12 protein-coding genes and 1 tRNA gene are annotated in these 14,868 nt (G+C 71.6%); 3 read left to right on the top strand and 10 right to left on the bottom strand.

Annotated features, from left to right (window positions below; genetic code table 11):
- Positions 1 to 3 precede the first annotated feature (3 nt).
- Both ASG28_RS02090 and ASG28_RS02085 read left to right on the top strand, forming a co-directional pair.
- A complete protein-coding gene (locus ASG28_RS02090) occupies positions 4 to 924 on the top strand; it encodes a metallophosphoesterase (RefSeq protein ID WP_235477473.1) in 921 nt (306 codons plus the stop codon).
- Between the two features lie 78 nt (positions 925 to 1,002).
- Positions 1,003 to 1,076: transfer RNA gene (locus ASG28_RS02085), tRNA-Pro, on the top strand.
- Positions 1,077 to 1,315: 239 nt separating this feature from the next.
- On the opposite strand, the gene ASG28_RS02080 is transcribed toward ASG28_RS02085, so the two are convergent.
- The 8 genes from ASG28_RS02080 to ASG28_RS02045 form a co-directional block, all read right to left on the bottom strand.
- On the bottom strand, positions 1,316 to 1,921 hold the full coding sequence (locus ASG28_RS02080) for a thymidine kinase (RefSeq protein ID WP_043594787.1): 606 nt from the start codon (positions 1,919 to 1,921) through the stop codon (positions 1,316 to 1,318).
- Positions 1,921 to 2,670, bottom strand: a complete 750-nt coding sequence (locus ASG28_RS02075) for a response regulator transcription factor (protein ID WP_082454248.1) — start codon at positions 2,668 to 2,670, stop codon at positions 1,921 to 1,923. Before ASG28_RS02075 ends, ASG28_RS02080 begins: the two co-directional genes overlap by 1 nt.
- Positions 2,657 to 3,829: a hypothetical protein gene (locus ASG28_RS02070; RefSeq protein ID WP_055971474.1), complete on the bottom strand. Its 1,173-nt coding sequence runs from the start codon at positions 3,827 to 3,829 to the stop codon at positions 2,657 to 2,659. Before ASG28_RS02070 ends, ASG28_RS02075 begins: the two co-directional genes overlap by 14 nt.
- A complete protein-coding gene (locus tag ASG28_RS02065) occupies positions 3,826 to 5,058 on the bottom strand; it encodes a sensor histidine kinase (protein ID WP_055971471.1) in 1,233 nt (410 codons plus the stop codon). Before ASG28_RS02065 ends, ASG28_RS02070 begins: the two co-directional genes overlap by 4 nt.
- 229 nt (positions 5,059 to 5,287) lie before the next feature.
- Entirely contained in the window at positions 5,288 to 6,478 is a 1,191-nt protein-coding gene (locus ASG28_RS02060) for an Rv2578c family radical SAM protein (RefSeq protein ID WP_082454247.1), read from the bottom strand.
- An 80-nt stretch (positions 6,479 to 6,558) separates the two neighbouring features.
- Positions 6,559 to 8,040: a malate:quinone oxidoreductase gene (locus ASG28_RS02055; RefSeq protein WP_082454245.1), complete on the bottom strand. Its 1,482-nt coding sequence runs from the start codon at positions 8,038 to 8,040 to the stop codon at positions 6,559 to 6,561.
- Between the two features lie 129 nt (positions 8,041 to 8,169).
- Complete coding sequence (locus ASG28_RS02050; RefSeq protein ID WP_055971469.1) at positions 8,170 to 9,222, bottom strand: aspartate-semialdehyde dehydrogenase; 1,053 nt, start codon at positions 9,220 to 9,222, stop codon at positions 8,170 to 8,172.
- A gap of 137 nt (positions 9,223 to 9,359) precedes the next feature.
- Positions 9,360 to 10,625, bottom strand: coding sequence for an aspartate kinase (locus ASG28_RS02045; RefSeq protein WP_055971466.1), 1,266 nt, complete (start codon positions 10,623 to 10,625; stop codon positions 9,360 to 9,362).
- Between the two features lie 178 nt (positions 10,626 to 10,803).
- On the opposite strand from ASG28_RS02045, the gene ASG28_RS02040 reads away from it, so the two are divergent.
- On the top strand, positions 10,804 to 11,613 hold the full coding sequence (locus ASG28_RS02040) for a DUF1206 domain-containing protein (RefSeq protein ID WP_055971463.1): 810 nt from the start codon (positions 10,804 to 10,806) through the stop codon (positions 11,611 to 11,613).
- Positions 11,614 to 11,694: 81 nt separating this feature from the next.
- Here ASG28_RS02040 and recR read toward each other — a convergent pair whose 3' ends face one another.
- Together recR and ASG28_RS02030 are read right to left on the bottom strand one after the other, a co-directional pair.
- Positions 11,695 to 12,294 carry a recombination mediator RecR gene (gene recR, locus ASG28_RS02035; RefSeq protein ID WP_043595550.1) on the bottom strand — a complete coding sequence of 200 codons (600 nt, stop codon included), beginning with the start codon at positions 12,292 to 12,294 and terminating at the stop codon, positions 11,695 to 11,697.
- Positions 12,295 to 12,297: 3 nt separating this feature from the next.
- The gene (locus ASG28_RS02030; protein ID WP_055971460.1) at positions 12,298 to 14,823 is read right to left on the bottom strand and encodes a DNA polymerase III subunit gamma and tau; all 2,526 of its coding nucleotides are present in this window, start codon (positions 14,821 to 14,823) and stop codon (positions 12,298 to 12,300) included.
- Between the last annotated feature and the right edge of the window lie 45 nt (positions 14,824 to 14,868).

Genomic DNA, 14,868 nt, shown 5'->3' with positions numbered 1-14,868 from the left:
GCCGTGACCGCAGCAGCGGGCGCGGCCGTCGGCCTCGGCGCACTGGCCTGGGGAGTGTTCGTCGAACGCAACCGGTTCACGGTGCGGCACGAGGTGTTGCCCGTCCTCGAACCCGGCTCCCGGACGCTGACGATCCTGCACCTGTCCGACCTCCACCTCGCCCCCTGGCAGTCCGAGAAGCAGGAGTGGGTGCGCGGCCTCGCCGTGCTCGAACCCGACCTCATCGTCAACACCGGTGACAACATCGGACACGAGGACGCCCACACCGCACTCGAGTACGCGCTCGAGCCCTTCCGGGGAGTCCCCGGGGTCTTCGTCAACGGCTCCAACGACTACTACGGCCCCTCCCCCAAGAACCCTCTGGCCTACTTCGGCGGTCCGAGCAAGGCCCACCGCACGCCCGTCGACCTCGACATCGACCGGATGCAGTCCTTCTTCACCGATCAGCTCGGCTGGCTCGACCTGAACAACAGGGCGCGGGCGCTCGAGCTGCGGGGTTCGCGACTCGAACTGTTCGGCGTCAACGACGCGCACCGCGGCTGGGACCGTCTCGACCGCATCCCCGGCGCCCTCGACGACCTCCGCGAGAACGTCGGTTGGCAGGACGATCGAGGCGGGCCCGACCCCATCAGCATCGGCGTCACCCACGCTCCCTACCAACGCGTCCTGAACTCGTTCGTCAACAACGGTGCCGACGTCATCTTCGGCGGTCACACCCACGGCGGACAGGTCCAGGTGCCCGGCTACGGCGCCCTCGTCACCAACTGCGACCTGCCTCGCAGCAAGGTCAGCGGACTGACCACCTGGAGCCACGCCCGCAAGACCGCACACCTCGAGATCTCGGCCGGCCTGGGCACCTCGATCTACGCCCCCGTCCGGTTCTCGTGCCGGCCCGAAGCCGTGATCGTGACCCTCACGGCCTGACCTTCCGCCGGGTGACACGAGCAGGCCCGAACATGGGCTATTCTTGTCAGGTTGCTTCACGTGAGAACGCGAAGACATCGGGGTGTGGCGCAGCTTGGTAGCGCGCCTCGTTCGGGACGAGGAGGTCGTGGGTTCGAATCCCGCTACCCCGACAAGAAATTGGCTCCACCCTTGGGTGGGGCCAATTTCTTTGTGCTTTTTGGTTCGCCCTTCGGGCGACACGAAATTGGCTCCACCCTTGGGTGGGGCCAATTTCTTTGTGTTCATTGGTTCGCCCTTCGGGCGACACGGCAAATGGCTCCACCCTCGGGTGGAGCCATTCTCTTTTTCGTTCATCGGTTCACCTCTCGGGCGACACGGCAGATGGCTCCCCCTGCGGGGCCGACCGGGGTCAGGCGAGACGGCCGCCGGACTCGGCGAGGTAGCAGGCACCGCACAGCGACTCGTACGTCACCTGCTGGCCGTCGATCGCGACCTGGTCCCCGTCGAACACGAACCGGTCGCCGACCGTACGCGCCGTGAAGACCGCCTTTCGACCGCACCGGCAGATCGTCTTGAGCTCTTCGAGCGAGTGCGCCACCTCGAGGAGCCGACGACTGCCGGGAAAGGCCACCGTGCGGAAATCCGTCCGGATGCCGTAGGCCAGCACCGGGACGTCGTCGAGGATCGCGATGCGCAGCAGGTCGTCGATCTGGTGCGGCGCCAGGAACTGCGCCTCGTCCACGAGCAGGCAGGCGAGGCTCGAGCCCGTCTCGTCGCGCACGGCGTCACGTCGGGCCAGGAAGACCTGCCGGACCTCGTCGTCGGGGGCGAAGGTGACGTCCGCGGCCCGGGTGACTCCCAACCGCGAGACGATGGCGTCGTCGCCCTTCGTGTCGACCCCCGGCTTGGCGAGCAACACGCGCTGACCGCGTTCTTCGTAGTTGTAGGCCGCCTGCAGCAGAGCCGTGCTCTTGCCGCTGTTCATCGCGCCGTAGCGGAAGTAGAGCTTGGCCACTACTGGAGGTAACCGTCTTCGGCCGCCCGACGGATGAGCTCGGACTTCTTGCTGGCCGGTCGGTTGGCCTTGGCGTACTTCTCGCGCACCCGACGGAGGAAGGTCTTCGCCGTCTCGTACTGGACGTTCATCTGCGCGGCGACCTCGTTGGTGCTGAAACCCGAGACGTACAACCGGAACGCCTCGGCCTCGCCGGCGCTGAGCTTGGGCCTGGTCTGGTTCGCGGCACCGGCCGGCAGCGGACGCCAGTCGCGCTGAGGCGAGTTGTCACGGGCGACCCCCATGACCTGGCGGGCGGCGTCCATCACCTCGCGCATCGGCAGGGTCTTCGACAGGAAGGCCGACGCCCCCGCCTCGAGGGCTCGTTCGCGCGACTCGCGGGTGTCGAGGCTCGACAGCACGACGACCTTGGCCCCGGCCGCCCGGCAGGTGCGCACGCGGGCCTCGATGGAGACCGGCTCTTTCAACTGGAAGTCGAGGAAGACGAGGTCGGTCGGGAAGTTGTCGCTGTGCACCAGCTGCAGCCAGGTGTGTGCCGTGAGGACGAGGTCGAAGTCGTAGGCGTTGACGTTGATCCAGCTGCTCAGGCTGTCGAGCAGCACCTCGTGGTCGTCGAGGATCGCGAGCCGGACGCGACGGGCGGGCGGTGCGTCGGAACCCGGGCCGACGGTGGCCCACGAGGGTGCTGCGACGGGCCTCCCGAAGCCCGGACGATGGGACGAGCGACCGCTCGACTCAGTGCTGGTCATAAGAAAACCTTAGTGTCAGATGCGAGGGTGCCCGGTCGACCCGCAGGTCGCCCGAGACGAGGCGGAGCACGGTCAGACAGGGGGCGAGCGACCGTCGTGCGGCAGCGGCCGAGGACCCGAACGCGAGCTCGACGGCGATGTCGACCCGCGCCTCCCCGGCCTCGAGCACGACCCGGAGCGAGCGGGCGTCGACGACCTCGACGTCCTCCACCGCCGCGAAGAGCGCCCAGAGCGCGGTGCGGTGCTCCGGGCCCAGGCGATCGGCGAGCCGATCGGGGTCGACGACCTCGGCCGGCACCCGACGACCGGGCGCGGCGAGACGCCGGGCCAGCCACGTCGCGTCGGCGTCGGCCACCAGGGAGGCGCGCAACGAGTCGGCCACGCGCCGTGCCTCGTCGGCGTCCCCCTCGCCGATCCGACCGGACTCGACCAGTCGCGCGAAGAACGGCACGACCTCGCGGTTGAGCACGGTGACGCGGTCCTGCTGGACCGACCGGGCGAGGGTCACCCTGAGGTCGTCGGTGCTGGCTCGGCGGAACCCCGTGGCCCGGGAGACCCACCCCTCGACGTGGGCGACGAAGACGTGCGAGAAGGCCGCCGAGGCGGCCGTCAGGGCAAGCAACGGCGTGAGGGCGACCACGACGTACGACGCGGTGGGCACCGGTGTGACGAAGCCCGGCGCCTCGACCAGGACCACGACGGCGAGGACCGCGGCCACGGCGCCTCCGGCGGCGAGGATCTCGCGCGCCGAACGGTACGGGGCCACCCCGAGCAGGAGGACCCCCGAGGCGATCCCCGCCCAGTCGTCCCGCACGAACGGGTTACTGCCGGCCGTGGCCAGGGCGGACAGGACGCCCGCCGCCGTGCACGCCGCCGCGACGCACCAGAGCGCCCCGGGCCCGAACGGCGCCCGCAGGGGCGCGGCCGACGCGACGAGCACGACACCGCCCGCGGCCACGGCGACGAGTGCGCCCGCCGCGGCCCACGGCGAGGACACGTCGGAGGCCCGCAGCAGCGTGTCGACGACGGCGACGAGCCATGCGGCGAGGGCCGCCCCGAGGGTGATCGGCCGGGCGGCCAGGGCGCCGAGGGGGTCGACCTGCTGGGGTGACCGGCCGGAGGCGCGCCCCCCGGGTCGAGGAGGGGCGGCGAGGGTCATGCGGGCACCCCGTCGTCGGCGACGACCACCGGTGCCGTGACGGCGAACGGGACCCGCAGGACGATCGACGTGCCGCTGCCGGGGGACGACCAGATCTGCACGTGACCGTCGACGCGTGCGAGACGGGCCTCGACGGACGTCGTCAGGCCGAGACGGTCGGGGGCCACCGTCGCCGTGTCGAAGCCGACGCCGTCGTCGATCACCATCACGGTGAGGTCGGTGCCGTCGCCGAAGAGGACGAGCTCGGCCCGGTCGGCCCCGCTGTGGCGGCTCACGTTGACGAGGCACTGCGCGACGGCCAGTCCGAGCGCGTCGCCGGTGACGGGGTCGAGGCGACCGACCGCCGCGACGTCGCCCGTCACGGCCACCTCGAGGCCACCCGACCGCGACTGCTCGACGGCCGCGTGCAGTCGACTGCGCTCCCAGTCGTCGGCGGCCGTCACGGCGACCTCGGGCGGCACGGAGCCGGGCGAGAGCCAGTCCCGCCCCACGAGCACCTCCAGGTCGGCCGCGATCGACCGGGTGGTCTCGCGCGACAGGGGACCGGGGCGGGCGACCGCCAGGGCCGCGAGGTGCCCGAGGATCGTGTCGTGGACGAGGGCGGCGGCCTGCTGCTCGATGTCGACGCGGATGCCCTGGACCTGCTGCTCGAGCGCCGCCCGGTGCAGCCGGGACTGCGCCTTGCGAGCACGTCCTCGCGACGCCTCGGCGTGGCCCGACACCACGGCCACGAGGACGAACGCCAGCAGGGCGGTGACGTCGAGCCGCAGGGAGGCCCCGGTGTGCCAGGTCGCCAGCTGCGTGGCGAGCTCGCCCGCCGCGTAGCCCGCCGCCGACCAGAGGAGACCGCGGCGTGGGCCGACGGCGGTGCTGCCGACCATGATGAGGGCGATCTTGGGCAGCGAGAGCGAGAAGGCGTCCGACGCCTGCACGGCGGCCACCTGCGAGAAGAGCGTGACGGCGTACCAGTACAGGGCGGCGGTCCCGACGATCAGGTACGCGAGATGGGCCGTCGTCGAACGCGTGCGCTCGACCACGACGAGCAGGACCACCAACGGCGCGAGCGAGACCAGGGCGGGCCAGAGCAGCAGGTCGGGCGTGGCGACCTGTTTCGAGAGCAACAGGGCGGCCGCCGCCGCGAGGACCGTGGCCGCGATCGCGTGACACGCCCTGGACACCGAGTCGCCGACGGCCGCGGGCGCGAGGTGGGCCGGGAGGCCGAGCAGCATGGGGCCTCCTCGGCTCGTTCGGGTCAGGAGAGATCATGGCAGAAGGCGGACCAGGGCTGTACCCCGACATGTGGGGCCACCGACCACGCCGGGCGGGCAGGTGGCTCGTTTTGTGCCCCGTTCCACCCGACCGGGGAGGGACCCGCCGACCCCGTGACCCACCGACCCCGTGGCCCGACGGCCCCAGGCTCTCGCAGGCTCTCGCAGGCTCTCGCAGGCTCTTGCAGGCTCAGAACAGTCGCGGCTGCGACCGTGCCCCGCCCGGCAGCTCGTGGGCGATGAGGGCCCGCGGGACCGCGGAGCCACCGGCACCGAGCGACAGGTCGGGGATGCCCGGGAGGGCGGCGGAGCCGGCGGCTGCCGTGCCCGTGCCGGTGCCGGCGCCGTTCAGCCCCATCAGTCGCAGGGAACGCGCGCTGTCGTCGAGCGCCGCCGAGCGCATCGACCCCATGGCCGGGTCGGACTGCCCCTTCTCGAGGCCGTACTCGCGCAACAGGGGCCGTAGACGTGCGGCCAGCCAGGAGCGGTAGCCCGTCGGCGCGTAGGTGCCCTGGGAGTAGAGCGCACGGTACTTGGCCACGAGCTCGGGGTGCTCACGCTCGAGCCAGGCGAACCACCACTCTTTGACCCCGGGCTTGAGGTGCAAGGCGCTGTACATGACGCTCGAGGCACCCGAGTCGCGGACGGCGGCGAGCGCCGCGTGCAGGTGGTCGAGGCCGTCGGTGAGGTACGGCAGCACGGGCATCATGAAGACCGAGCAGGACAACCCCAGCTCGCGGGCCGCCGAGACGGTGGCCAGGCGGGCTGCCGTCGTCGGCGTGCCCGGCTCGACCGACTGCTGCAGGTCGTCGTCGTAGACGGCGATCGACATGGCGAGGTCGACGGGCACGTGCTGCGCCGCCTCGGCGAGCAGGGGCAGGTCGCGCCGCAACAGCGTGCCCTTCGTCAGGATGCTGAAGGGGGTGCCCGAGTCGGCGAGGGCGGCGATGATGCCGGGCATGAGCCGGTACCGGCCCTCGGCACGTTGGTAGGGGTCGGTGTTCGTGCCGAGAGCGACCGGGTGGTGCTGCCACGTCGGGCGGTGCAGTTCGCGGGCGAGCACCTCGGCGACGTTCACCTTGACGACGATCTGCCGGTCGAAGTCGTCGCCGCCGTCGAGGTCGAGGTACTCGTGGGTGGGACGGGCGAAGCAGTACACGCAGGCGTGGCTGCAGCCGCGGTAGGGATTGATCGTCCACCCGAAAGGCAGAGCCGAGTCGCCGCCCGGGACGCGGTTGAGGGCGCTCTTCGCGACCACCTCGTGGAACGTCACCCCCGCGAACTCGGGTGTCGTGACGGAGGTGATCAGGTTGTTCAGCCGCGCCAGACCGGGCAGCGCCGAGGCGTTCTCGGTGTCGACCGCTTGCTCGGACCATCGCATGCCCCCATTCGAACACACGTTCGAAGCAGGGTCAAACCCCACGTCGCACGACACGAGGACGCGACGCCCGGGACGAGGCCTCAGGCGTGGATGTTCAGCGCCTCGGCGGTCGCCCCGATGGTCGAGGCGGCCCGCTGCTCGTCGGACGAGAGATCGTCACCGTAGGTCGGGATCATCGCGTTGAGCCGCGGCTTCCACGCGGCGATGCGGTCGGGGAAGCACCGCTCGAGCACGCTGAGCATGATCGGCACGGCCGTGGACGCCCCCGGGGACGCACCGAGCAGGCCCGCGATGGTGCCGTCGCCCGCCGTGATCACCTCGGTGCCGAACTGGAGCACCCCGCCCTTCTTGCGGTCCTTCTTGATGACCTGCACCCGCTGGCCGGCGGTGATGCGGTACCAGTCCTTCGGATCGGCGTCGGGCATGAACTCGCGCAGCGCCTCGAACTTGGTCTGCTTGCTCGCCGCCAACTGCCCCACGAGGTACTTGACCAACGAGAGGTTGGCGAGGCCGGCACGGATCATCGGGTAGAGGTTGTGGGCACGGATCGACGCGAACAGGTCGAACATCGAACCGTGCTTGAGGAACTTCGGACTGAAGCCGGCGTAGGGCCCGAACATCAGGCTGGCCTGCCCGTCGACGACGCGGGTGTCGAGGTGCGGCACCGACATCGGGGGCGAGCCGACGGCGGCCTTGCCGTAGACCTTGGCCTGGTGCTTGCCGACGATCGCGGGGTCGTCGCAGCGCAGGAACTCGCCGCTGACCGGGAATCCGCCGAAGCCCTTGATCTCGTCGATGCCCGACTTCTGCAGCAGGTGCAGGGCTCCCCCGCCGGCGCCGACGAACACGAAGCGTGCGTCGACCGTCGTGGGCGTGCCGCCGACCTGCTTGCGGAGGGCCACCCGCCACGTGCCGTCGGCGAGCTTCGTGAGGTTCGTGACGCGGTGGTCGACTTCGAGGATCGCTCCCTCGCCCTGGAGGTACGTGAAGAGGAGGCGCGTGAGCGACCCGAAGTCGACGTCCGTCCCGGCGGCGATGCGCGTCGCCGCGATCGGCTGCCCCTTCGCCCGACCCGGGATGAGGACCGGCGCCCACGACCGGATGACGGACGCGTCGGTGCTGAACTCGAGGCCCTGGAACAGCGGGTGCTCGCGCAGTGCCTCGTGGCGCTTGCGGAGGTACTCGACGTTCTTCTCACCCCAGACGAAGCTCATGTGCGGGGTCGAGTTGATGAAGGCGTCGGGCTGGGGCAGGGCCCCCTCGGCCACGAGGAACGACCAGAACTGCCGCGAGACCTGGAACTGCTCGTTGACCTTGACGGCGCTCGAGGTGTCGATGGTGCCGTCCGACCGCTCGGGCGTGTAGTTGAGCTCGCAGAGGGCCGAGTGGCCCGTGCCCGCGTTGTTCCAGGGGTTGCTCGATTCGAGGGCGACGTCGCCCAGCGCCTCGTAGATCTGGATCGTCCAGCTCGGCTCGAGCTGCTTGATCATGGCACCGAGGGTGGCACTCATGATGCCGGCCCCGATGAGGGCTACGTCGACGGGCTTCTTCGCATCGGTCACGAGGTCAGTCTAGGCCCGGCCCCCTCGGCGACCCCGGGTGGTCACCGGACGACGACACCCCGGTTCCTCGATGTCGAGAGACCGGGGTGCAAAGCGTCACCGGCCCTTCGGGCGACCGGCGCCGAGGGATCAGGCGACGGCGCGCTCGGCGGCGACGAGCTCGGCGATCTGCACCGCGTTGAGCGCCGCACCCTTGCGGAGGTTGTCGTTGCTGATGAAGAGCGCGAGCCCACGGTGACCGGGGACGCCCTCGTCGTGACGGATGCGGCCGACGAAGCTCGGGTCGGCTCCCGCCGCCTCGAGCGGGGTCGGGACGTCCGTGAGGACCACCCCGGGGGCGTCGCGCAGCAGTTCTTCGGCACGCTCGACCGTGATGTCCGAGGCGAACTCGGCGTTGATCGAGAGCGAGTGCCCCGTGAAGACCGGCACGCGGACGCACGTCCCGCTGACCAGCAGGTCGGGGCGCTCGAGGATCTTGCGGCTCTCGTTGCGCAGCTTCTTCTCTTCGTCGGTCTCGTTCGTGCCGTCGTCGACGATGCTGCCCGCGAGCGGGATGACGTCGAAGGCGATGGGACGGACGTACTTCACCGGTTCGGGCAGGTCGACCGCGCGACCGTCGTGCACGAGGCCGATGGTGTCGCCCTCGATCGCGGCACGGGTCTGCTGCAGCAGCTCGTCGGCGCCGGCGAGACCGCTGCCCGACACGGCCTGGTAGGTGCTGACGATCAGGCGCTGCAAGGTGGCCTCGGTGTCGAGCACCTTCAGCACGGGCATGGCCGCCATGGTCGTGCAGTTGGGGTTGGCGACGATGCCCTTCACCGCCTCGCGGAGGGCATGGGGGTTCACCTCGCTGACCACCAGGGGCACCTCGGGGTCCATGCGCCAGGCGCTCGAGTTGTCGATGACGAGCGCGCCGGCTGCCGCGAACCGCGGCGCGTGGGCCCGCGAGCCCGTGGCCCCGGCCGAGAAGAGGGCGATGTCGAGACCGGCGGGATCGGCCGTCTCGATGTCCTCGACGACGATCTCGACCCCGCGGAACGGCAGGGTCGTGCCCGCCGACCGGGCGGTCGCGAAGAAGCGGATCTCGGCGACCGGGAAGTCGCGCTCGTCGAGCAGCGTGCGCATGACCTTGCCGACCTGTCCGGTCGCGCCGATCACGCCGACGTGCAGTCCTTCGGCCATGGGTGCCTCCTGGGGGTTCGGTGGTACGGGGTTCGATGGAGCAGGGTTCGGTGGTGCGGGTTCCGGGACGGCGGGAGCAGGGTCGGGAGGCGCGGTGCGGGTGCCGCGCGCGCCTCCTGGTCGAGGACCGGGTCGCGTCAGCGGCCGGTGCCGCCGTGGACCACCGCGTCGACCTCGGCGTCGAGGCCGAAGGCCGTGTGGACGACGCGGAGGGCGTCGTTCAGGGTGTCGGCCCGGGTGACCACCGAGATGCGGATCTCGCTGGTCGAGATCATCTCGATGTTGATGCCGGCCTCGAAGAGGGCCGTGAAAAGTCGTGCCGAGACGCCGGCGTTGGTGCGCATGCCCGCACCGACGAGCGCGAGCTTGCCGATCTGGTCGTCGTACTGCAGCGACTCGAAGCCGATCTCGGCACGGTCGGACTCGAGGGCCTGGAGCACGACGGCGCCCTCGGACTTCGGCAGGGTGAACGAGATGTCGGTGCGGCTGGTCGACGCCGCCGACACGTTCTGCACGATCATGTCGATGTTGGCGCCGGTCTTGGCGACCGTGCGGAAGATCTGGGCGGCCTTGCCCGGCACGTCGGGGACGCCGACGACGGTGATCTTGCCCTCGCTGAGGTCGCCCGCGACCCCGCTGATGATGGGTTCTTCCACGTTCTCTCCCTCTTTCGGGTTGACGACGAGCGTGCCCTCGTTGTTGTTGAACGACGAGCGGACGTGCAGGGTGACCCCGTGGCGTCGGGCGTACTCGACGGCTCGGATGTAGAGCACCTTCGACCCGGCGGCGGCGAGCTCGAGCATCTCTTCGCTCGTGACGCGGTCGAGCTTGCGGGCCTTGGGCACGACGCGCGGGTCGGCCGTGAAGACGCCGTCGACGTCGGTGTAGATCTCGCACACGTCGGCGTCGAGCGCCGCGGCGAGGGCGACGGCGGTCGTGTCGGAGCCGCCTCGGCCGAGGGTCGTGATGTCGCCCGTGGACCGGTTGAACCCCTGAAAGCCGGCGACGATCGCCACGTACCCGGCGTCGAGCGCGTCGCGCACCCGGCCGGGCGTCACGTCGACGATGCGGGCCTTGCCGTGCTGGGCGTCGGTGATCATGCCGGCCTGGCTGCCGGTGTACGAACGGGCCTCGACGCCCAGGCTGCGGATGGCCATGGCGAGCAGGGCCATGCTGATGCGCTCGCCCGCGGTGAGCAGCATGTCGAGCTCGCGGCCGCCGGGAAGCGGACTGACCTCGTTGGCCAGGTCGAGCAGCTCGTCGGTGGTGTCGCCCATCGCGCTGACGGCCACGACGACGTCGTTGCCGGCCTTGCGCGTCTCGACGATGCGCTTGGCGACGCGCTTGATGCTCTCGGCATCGGCGACGGACGACCCGCCGAATTTCTGCACGATCAAGCTCACGGTGACTCCTGAGAAGGGGACTGGGCGCGCCGGAGGACGGCTCACGCCTGCGTCCGGCGATTCTATTCGGTGTCGAGGGCGTGTGACGTACACGGCTCGGTGTCCCGCGCGCGGGCACGAGCGGTCGCCCGTCGGAGCGCCGAGGGCGGCGTCGACGGCTCTCCCCTACGGTGGACCGATGCCCGACACCAGCGACCAGGCCCGCGGCGCCGCCAGCCGCCTCCAGGACAGCCGAGCCCTCACGACCGCCGCCCGCATCGGCTTCGCCATGAACGGCCTGCTGCACGTCGTGATCGGCGTGATCGCGCTCGGCGTGGCGTTCGGCGGTGGCGGCGAGGCCGACCAGGGCGGCGCCCTCGGGCAGTTCGCGTCGCATCCGGCCGGGGTGTTCCTGCTGTGGCTGATCGTCGTGGGGCTGTGGGGGCTCGGCCTGTTCCAGCTGCTCGAGGCCGCTCTCGTCCGAGGGACGGACAAGGACGCCTGGGCCGATCGCGCCAAGGAGGGCGGCAAGGGCGTGGCCTACCTCGCGGTGGGCGTCACGGCCTTCACCTTCGCCCGGGGCTCGTCGTCGGACAGCTCGGGACAGACCCAGACCCTCAGCGCCCGGCTGCTCGCCGCGCCCGGGGGCGTCGTGTTGCTCGTCGTCGTCGCGCTCGCCATCGTGGCCGTCGGGGCGTACTTCGTCGTCAAGGGCGTGAAGCAGAAGTTCCGCGAGGACCTCACGCTGCCGGGCGGTGCCGCCGGGCGCGGCACGGTCGCCCTCGGGGTGACGGGCTACGTGGCCAAGGGGATCGCCCTCGCCGTGGTCGGCGTGCTGTTCGCGGTCGCGGCCGTCACCGCGGACCCGAGCGAGGCCACGGGGCTCGACGGTGCCCTGAAGGCCCTCGCGGCCCTGCCGTTCGGCGTGGTGGTGCTGACGGCCGTCGCCCTGGGGCTCATGGCCTACGGCGCGTACTGCGTCGTGCGGGCGCGTCGCGCCCGCCTCTGACCGGCAGGCGTGCGCGGGTCGGGTTCAGGAGGCGCCGGGCGGCTTCAGGAGGCGCGGGGCGGCTTCAGGAGGCGCGGGTCGTCATTCGGAGACGAGGCGACGGCCCTCGAAGGCGCGGCCGAGCGTGACCTCGTCGGCGTATTCGAGGTCGCCGCCCACGGGGAGGCCCGAGGCCAGCCGGGTGACCCGGAGCCCGAAGGGCGCGAGCATGCGCGAGAGGTACGTCGCCGTCGCCTCGCCCTCGAGGTTGGGGTCGGTCGCGATGATGACCTCTTGCACGGTGTCGTCGGCCAGGCGCTGGACGAGTTGGCGGATGCGCAGGTCGTCGGGACCGATGCCGTCGATGGGGCTGATCGCTCCGCCGAGCACGTGGTACAGCCCACGGAACTCCCGAGTGCGCTCGATGGCCTGGACGTCCTTCGCCTCTTCGACGACGCAGATCGTGGCGGGCGAGCGACGCGGGTCGCGGCAGATGTTGCAGGTCTCCTGCTCGCTGACGTTGCCGCAGATCTCGCAGAAACGCACCTTGGTCTTGACGTCGACGAGGAGTTCAGCGAGGCGGGACGTGTCGAACGACTCGTTCTGCACGATGTGGAACGCGATGCGCTGCGCCGACTTGGGCCCGATGCCCGGCAGGCGACCGAACTCGTCGATCAGCTCTTGGACGATGCCTTCGTACACGCGCTACTCGCTTCTCTGAGGCGTGACCCGGGGGGCGATCGTCTCTTCTTCGATGAACTGGGCGCCGAGGATCTCGCGCACGACGGCCTCGCCGTAGCGCGACCCGGTGGGGATGCCCCGACGCGGGTCGCCGGTGGCCGCGCGACGCTCGGCCACCGACGGGCCGGCCCCCGCGGTGGCGGCCGGAGACGCCGGCCCCGGGGTCGACGCCGTGGCTGCGGAAGACGGCGGACCGGAGACGGAGCGGCCGGCCGGGGGCACGTCGGCCTCGGGCGGCGGAGGCGCGGCGTCGACCGTCGGGACGCCCCCGGGCGGCTCTTCGGTGATGTGCTCGGGCTCGTCGGGCTCGGGGGGCGGGGTCTGCGGGATCGTGGCGACGTCCCACCCGGTGACGGGCGCCGGGGCGCTGGACCGCTCGGCCGTCGGTGACGCGGTCGCCGGGGCGCCGCGGCGCTCGGCGGTCGCGGGCGCCGCGGCCGGCGCCGAGGTCCGGGGAGAGTTCGCGGCCGGCACCGCGGAGGCCTCGGGCGCTGCCTTTTCCGCGGCGGCGGCCGTCGTGCGGCCCGTCTCGGCCGACGTCGACCCCTGAGGTGACGGAGCGGAAGCCTGCTGCCCGCCGTCGGTCGCCGGTGCGGCCGACCGGCCGGTGTCTCGTTGCGGGCCCGACGCCGCGGGAGGAACGGACGCGTCGACGGGTGGGGCGCCGGTGGGGGTGGGACCCGCGGGCCCGTCGCCCTCGACCCGGGCGATGTACTTGACCTTGACGCCGAGCACGTCGACGATCGCCCGTCGCAGGTACTCGCTGACGCCCTCGGCCGCCCCCTGGGGGCGCTTGAAGCTCTCGACGTCGTTGGCACTGGGGAAGGCCAGCGTGAGCACGTCGTCGGCGAAGTCGACGACGGTGGCCGTGACGACGACCATCCAGGCCGTGCGCCTCGCCTTCTGGACGACCTCGACGATCTCGGGCCAGCTGTCGCGCAACTGCTGCAGCGTGACGGGGGCCGCGCCGGACCCGGCACCTCGGGCGGGGTCGGGGGTCTGTGCCCAGGCGGCCGAGTGCGGCGCGGACGGAGGCGCGGGTTCGGTCGTCGCCGGAGCTGAGGACCCGACGGGGTCGGCCGGGGCCGACGGGGCGGCCGTCGCCCAGGACGCGGTCGCGCTCTCGACGGCCGACGGACCACCGGCCGCCTCGGTCGACGGAGTGGCCTCGACGGGTGCTGCGGAAGGAGACGTGGCGGCAGGAGCGGTCGAGGCCGGAGCCGACGACGCGACGGCGGGCGCCGATCGACCCGACGCGGGCCGGACCTCGGTCGGGCGGGAATCGGTCGACGGACCGGGCGCCGCCGACGACGCGGAACCGGGACCCTCGACGCCGACGCGTCGTTCGAGGCGCTCGACCCGGGCGAGGGCGCCCCGGCCCGTCTGGTCGCTCTCGGGGACGAGGACGCGCGCGATCATCAGTTCGAGGTGCAGCCGGGGCGACGTCGCCCCGGTCATGTCGGTGAGGGCGCGGTTGACGACGTCCGCCGAGCGGGAGAGCTCTGCCGCGCCGAAGGCGTGCGATTGGTGCACGAGACGGTCGAGCTCGTCGGCGGTGACGCCCCGCAGCACGGCCGACGCACCCTCGACGGTCGCCCCGACGACGATGAGGTCACGCAGGCGCTCGAGCAGGTCTTCGACGAACCGCCGAGGGTCTTGCCCGGTCTGGACGACACGGTCGACGGCCGCGAAGGCCGCGGCACCGTCGCGGGCGCCGAGCGCCTCGACGACGTCGTCGAGCAGTGAGGCGTGGGTGTACCCGAGCAGGGCGACGGCGCGCTCGTACTCGATCGCGCCGTTCTCGCTGCCGGCCATCAGCTGGTCGAGGAGGGAGAGGGTGTCGCGCACCGACCCGCCACCGGCCCGGACGACGAGCGGGAGCACGCCGGGGGCCGCCTCGACCGACTCGCTCTCGCAGAGTTCGTGGACGTACTCGAGCATCTGGGCCGGGGGCACGAGGCGGAACGGGTAGTGGTGCGTGCGCGACCGGATCGTGCCGATCACCTTGTCGGGCTCGGTGGTCGCGAAGATGAACTTGACGTGCTCGGGTGGTTCTTCGACGACCTTCAGCAGGGCGTTGAAGCCCTGCGGGGTGACCATGTGGGCCTCGTCGAGGATGAAGATCTTGAAGCGGTCGCGGGCCGGGGCGAACACGGCCCGGTCGCGGATGTCGCGGGCGTCGTCGACGCCGTTGTGGCTGGCCGCGTCGATCTCGATGACGTCGAGCGAGCCGCCGCCGTCGCGGGAGAGCTCGACGCACGACGCGCAGACGCCGCACGGGGTGTCGGTCGGGCCCTGGGCGCAGTTCAGGCAGCGGGCCAGGATGCGGGCCGACGTCGTCTTGCCGCAGCCGCGGGGCCCGCTGAACAGGTAGGCGTGGTTGACGCGGTTGGTGCGGAGCGCCGTGCGGAGCGGATCGGTCACCTGCGTCTGTCCGATGAGCTCGGCGAAGTTCTCTGGCCGGTAACGGCGATACAGGGCGGTGACCACAGAGCAAGAGTAGTCGGGGCGACCGACAACGGTCGACGGCGCGGG

The sequence above is a fragment of the Frigoribacterium sp. Leaf415 genome, from assembly GCF_001424645.1.
GTDB lineage: Bacteria > Actinomycetota > Actinomycetes > Actinomycetales > Microbacteriaceae > Frigoribacterium.
The sequence above is the reverse complement of the archived record's forward strand: the minus strand, read 5'-3'. Positions and strand labels throughout refer to the sequence as shown.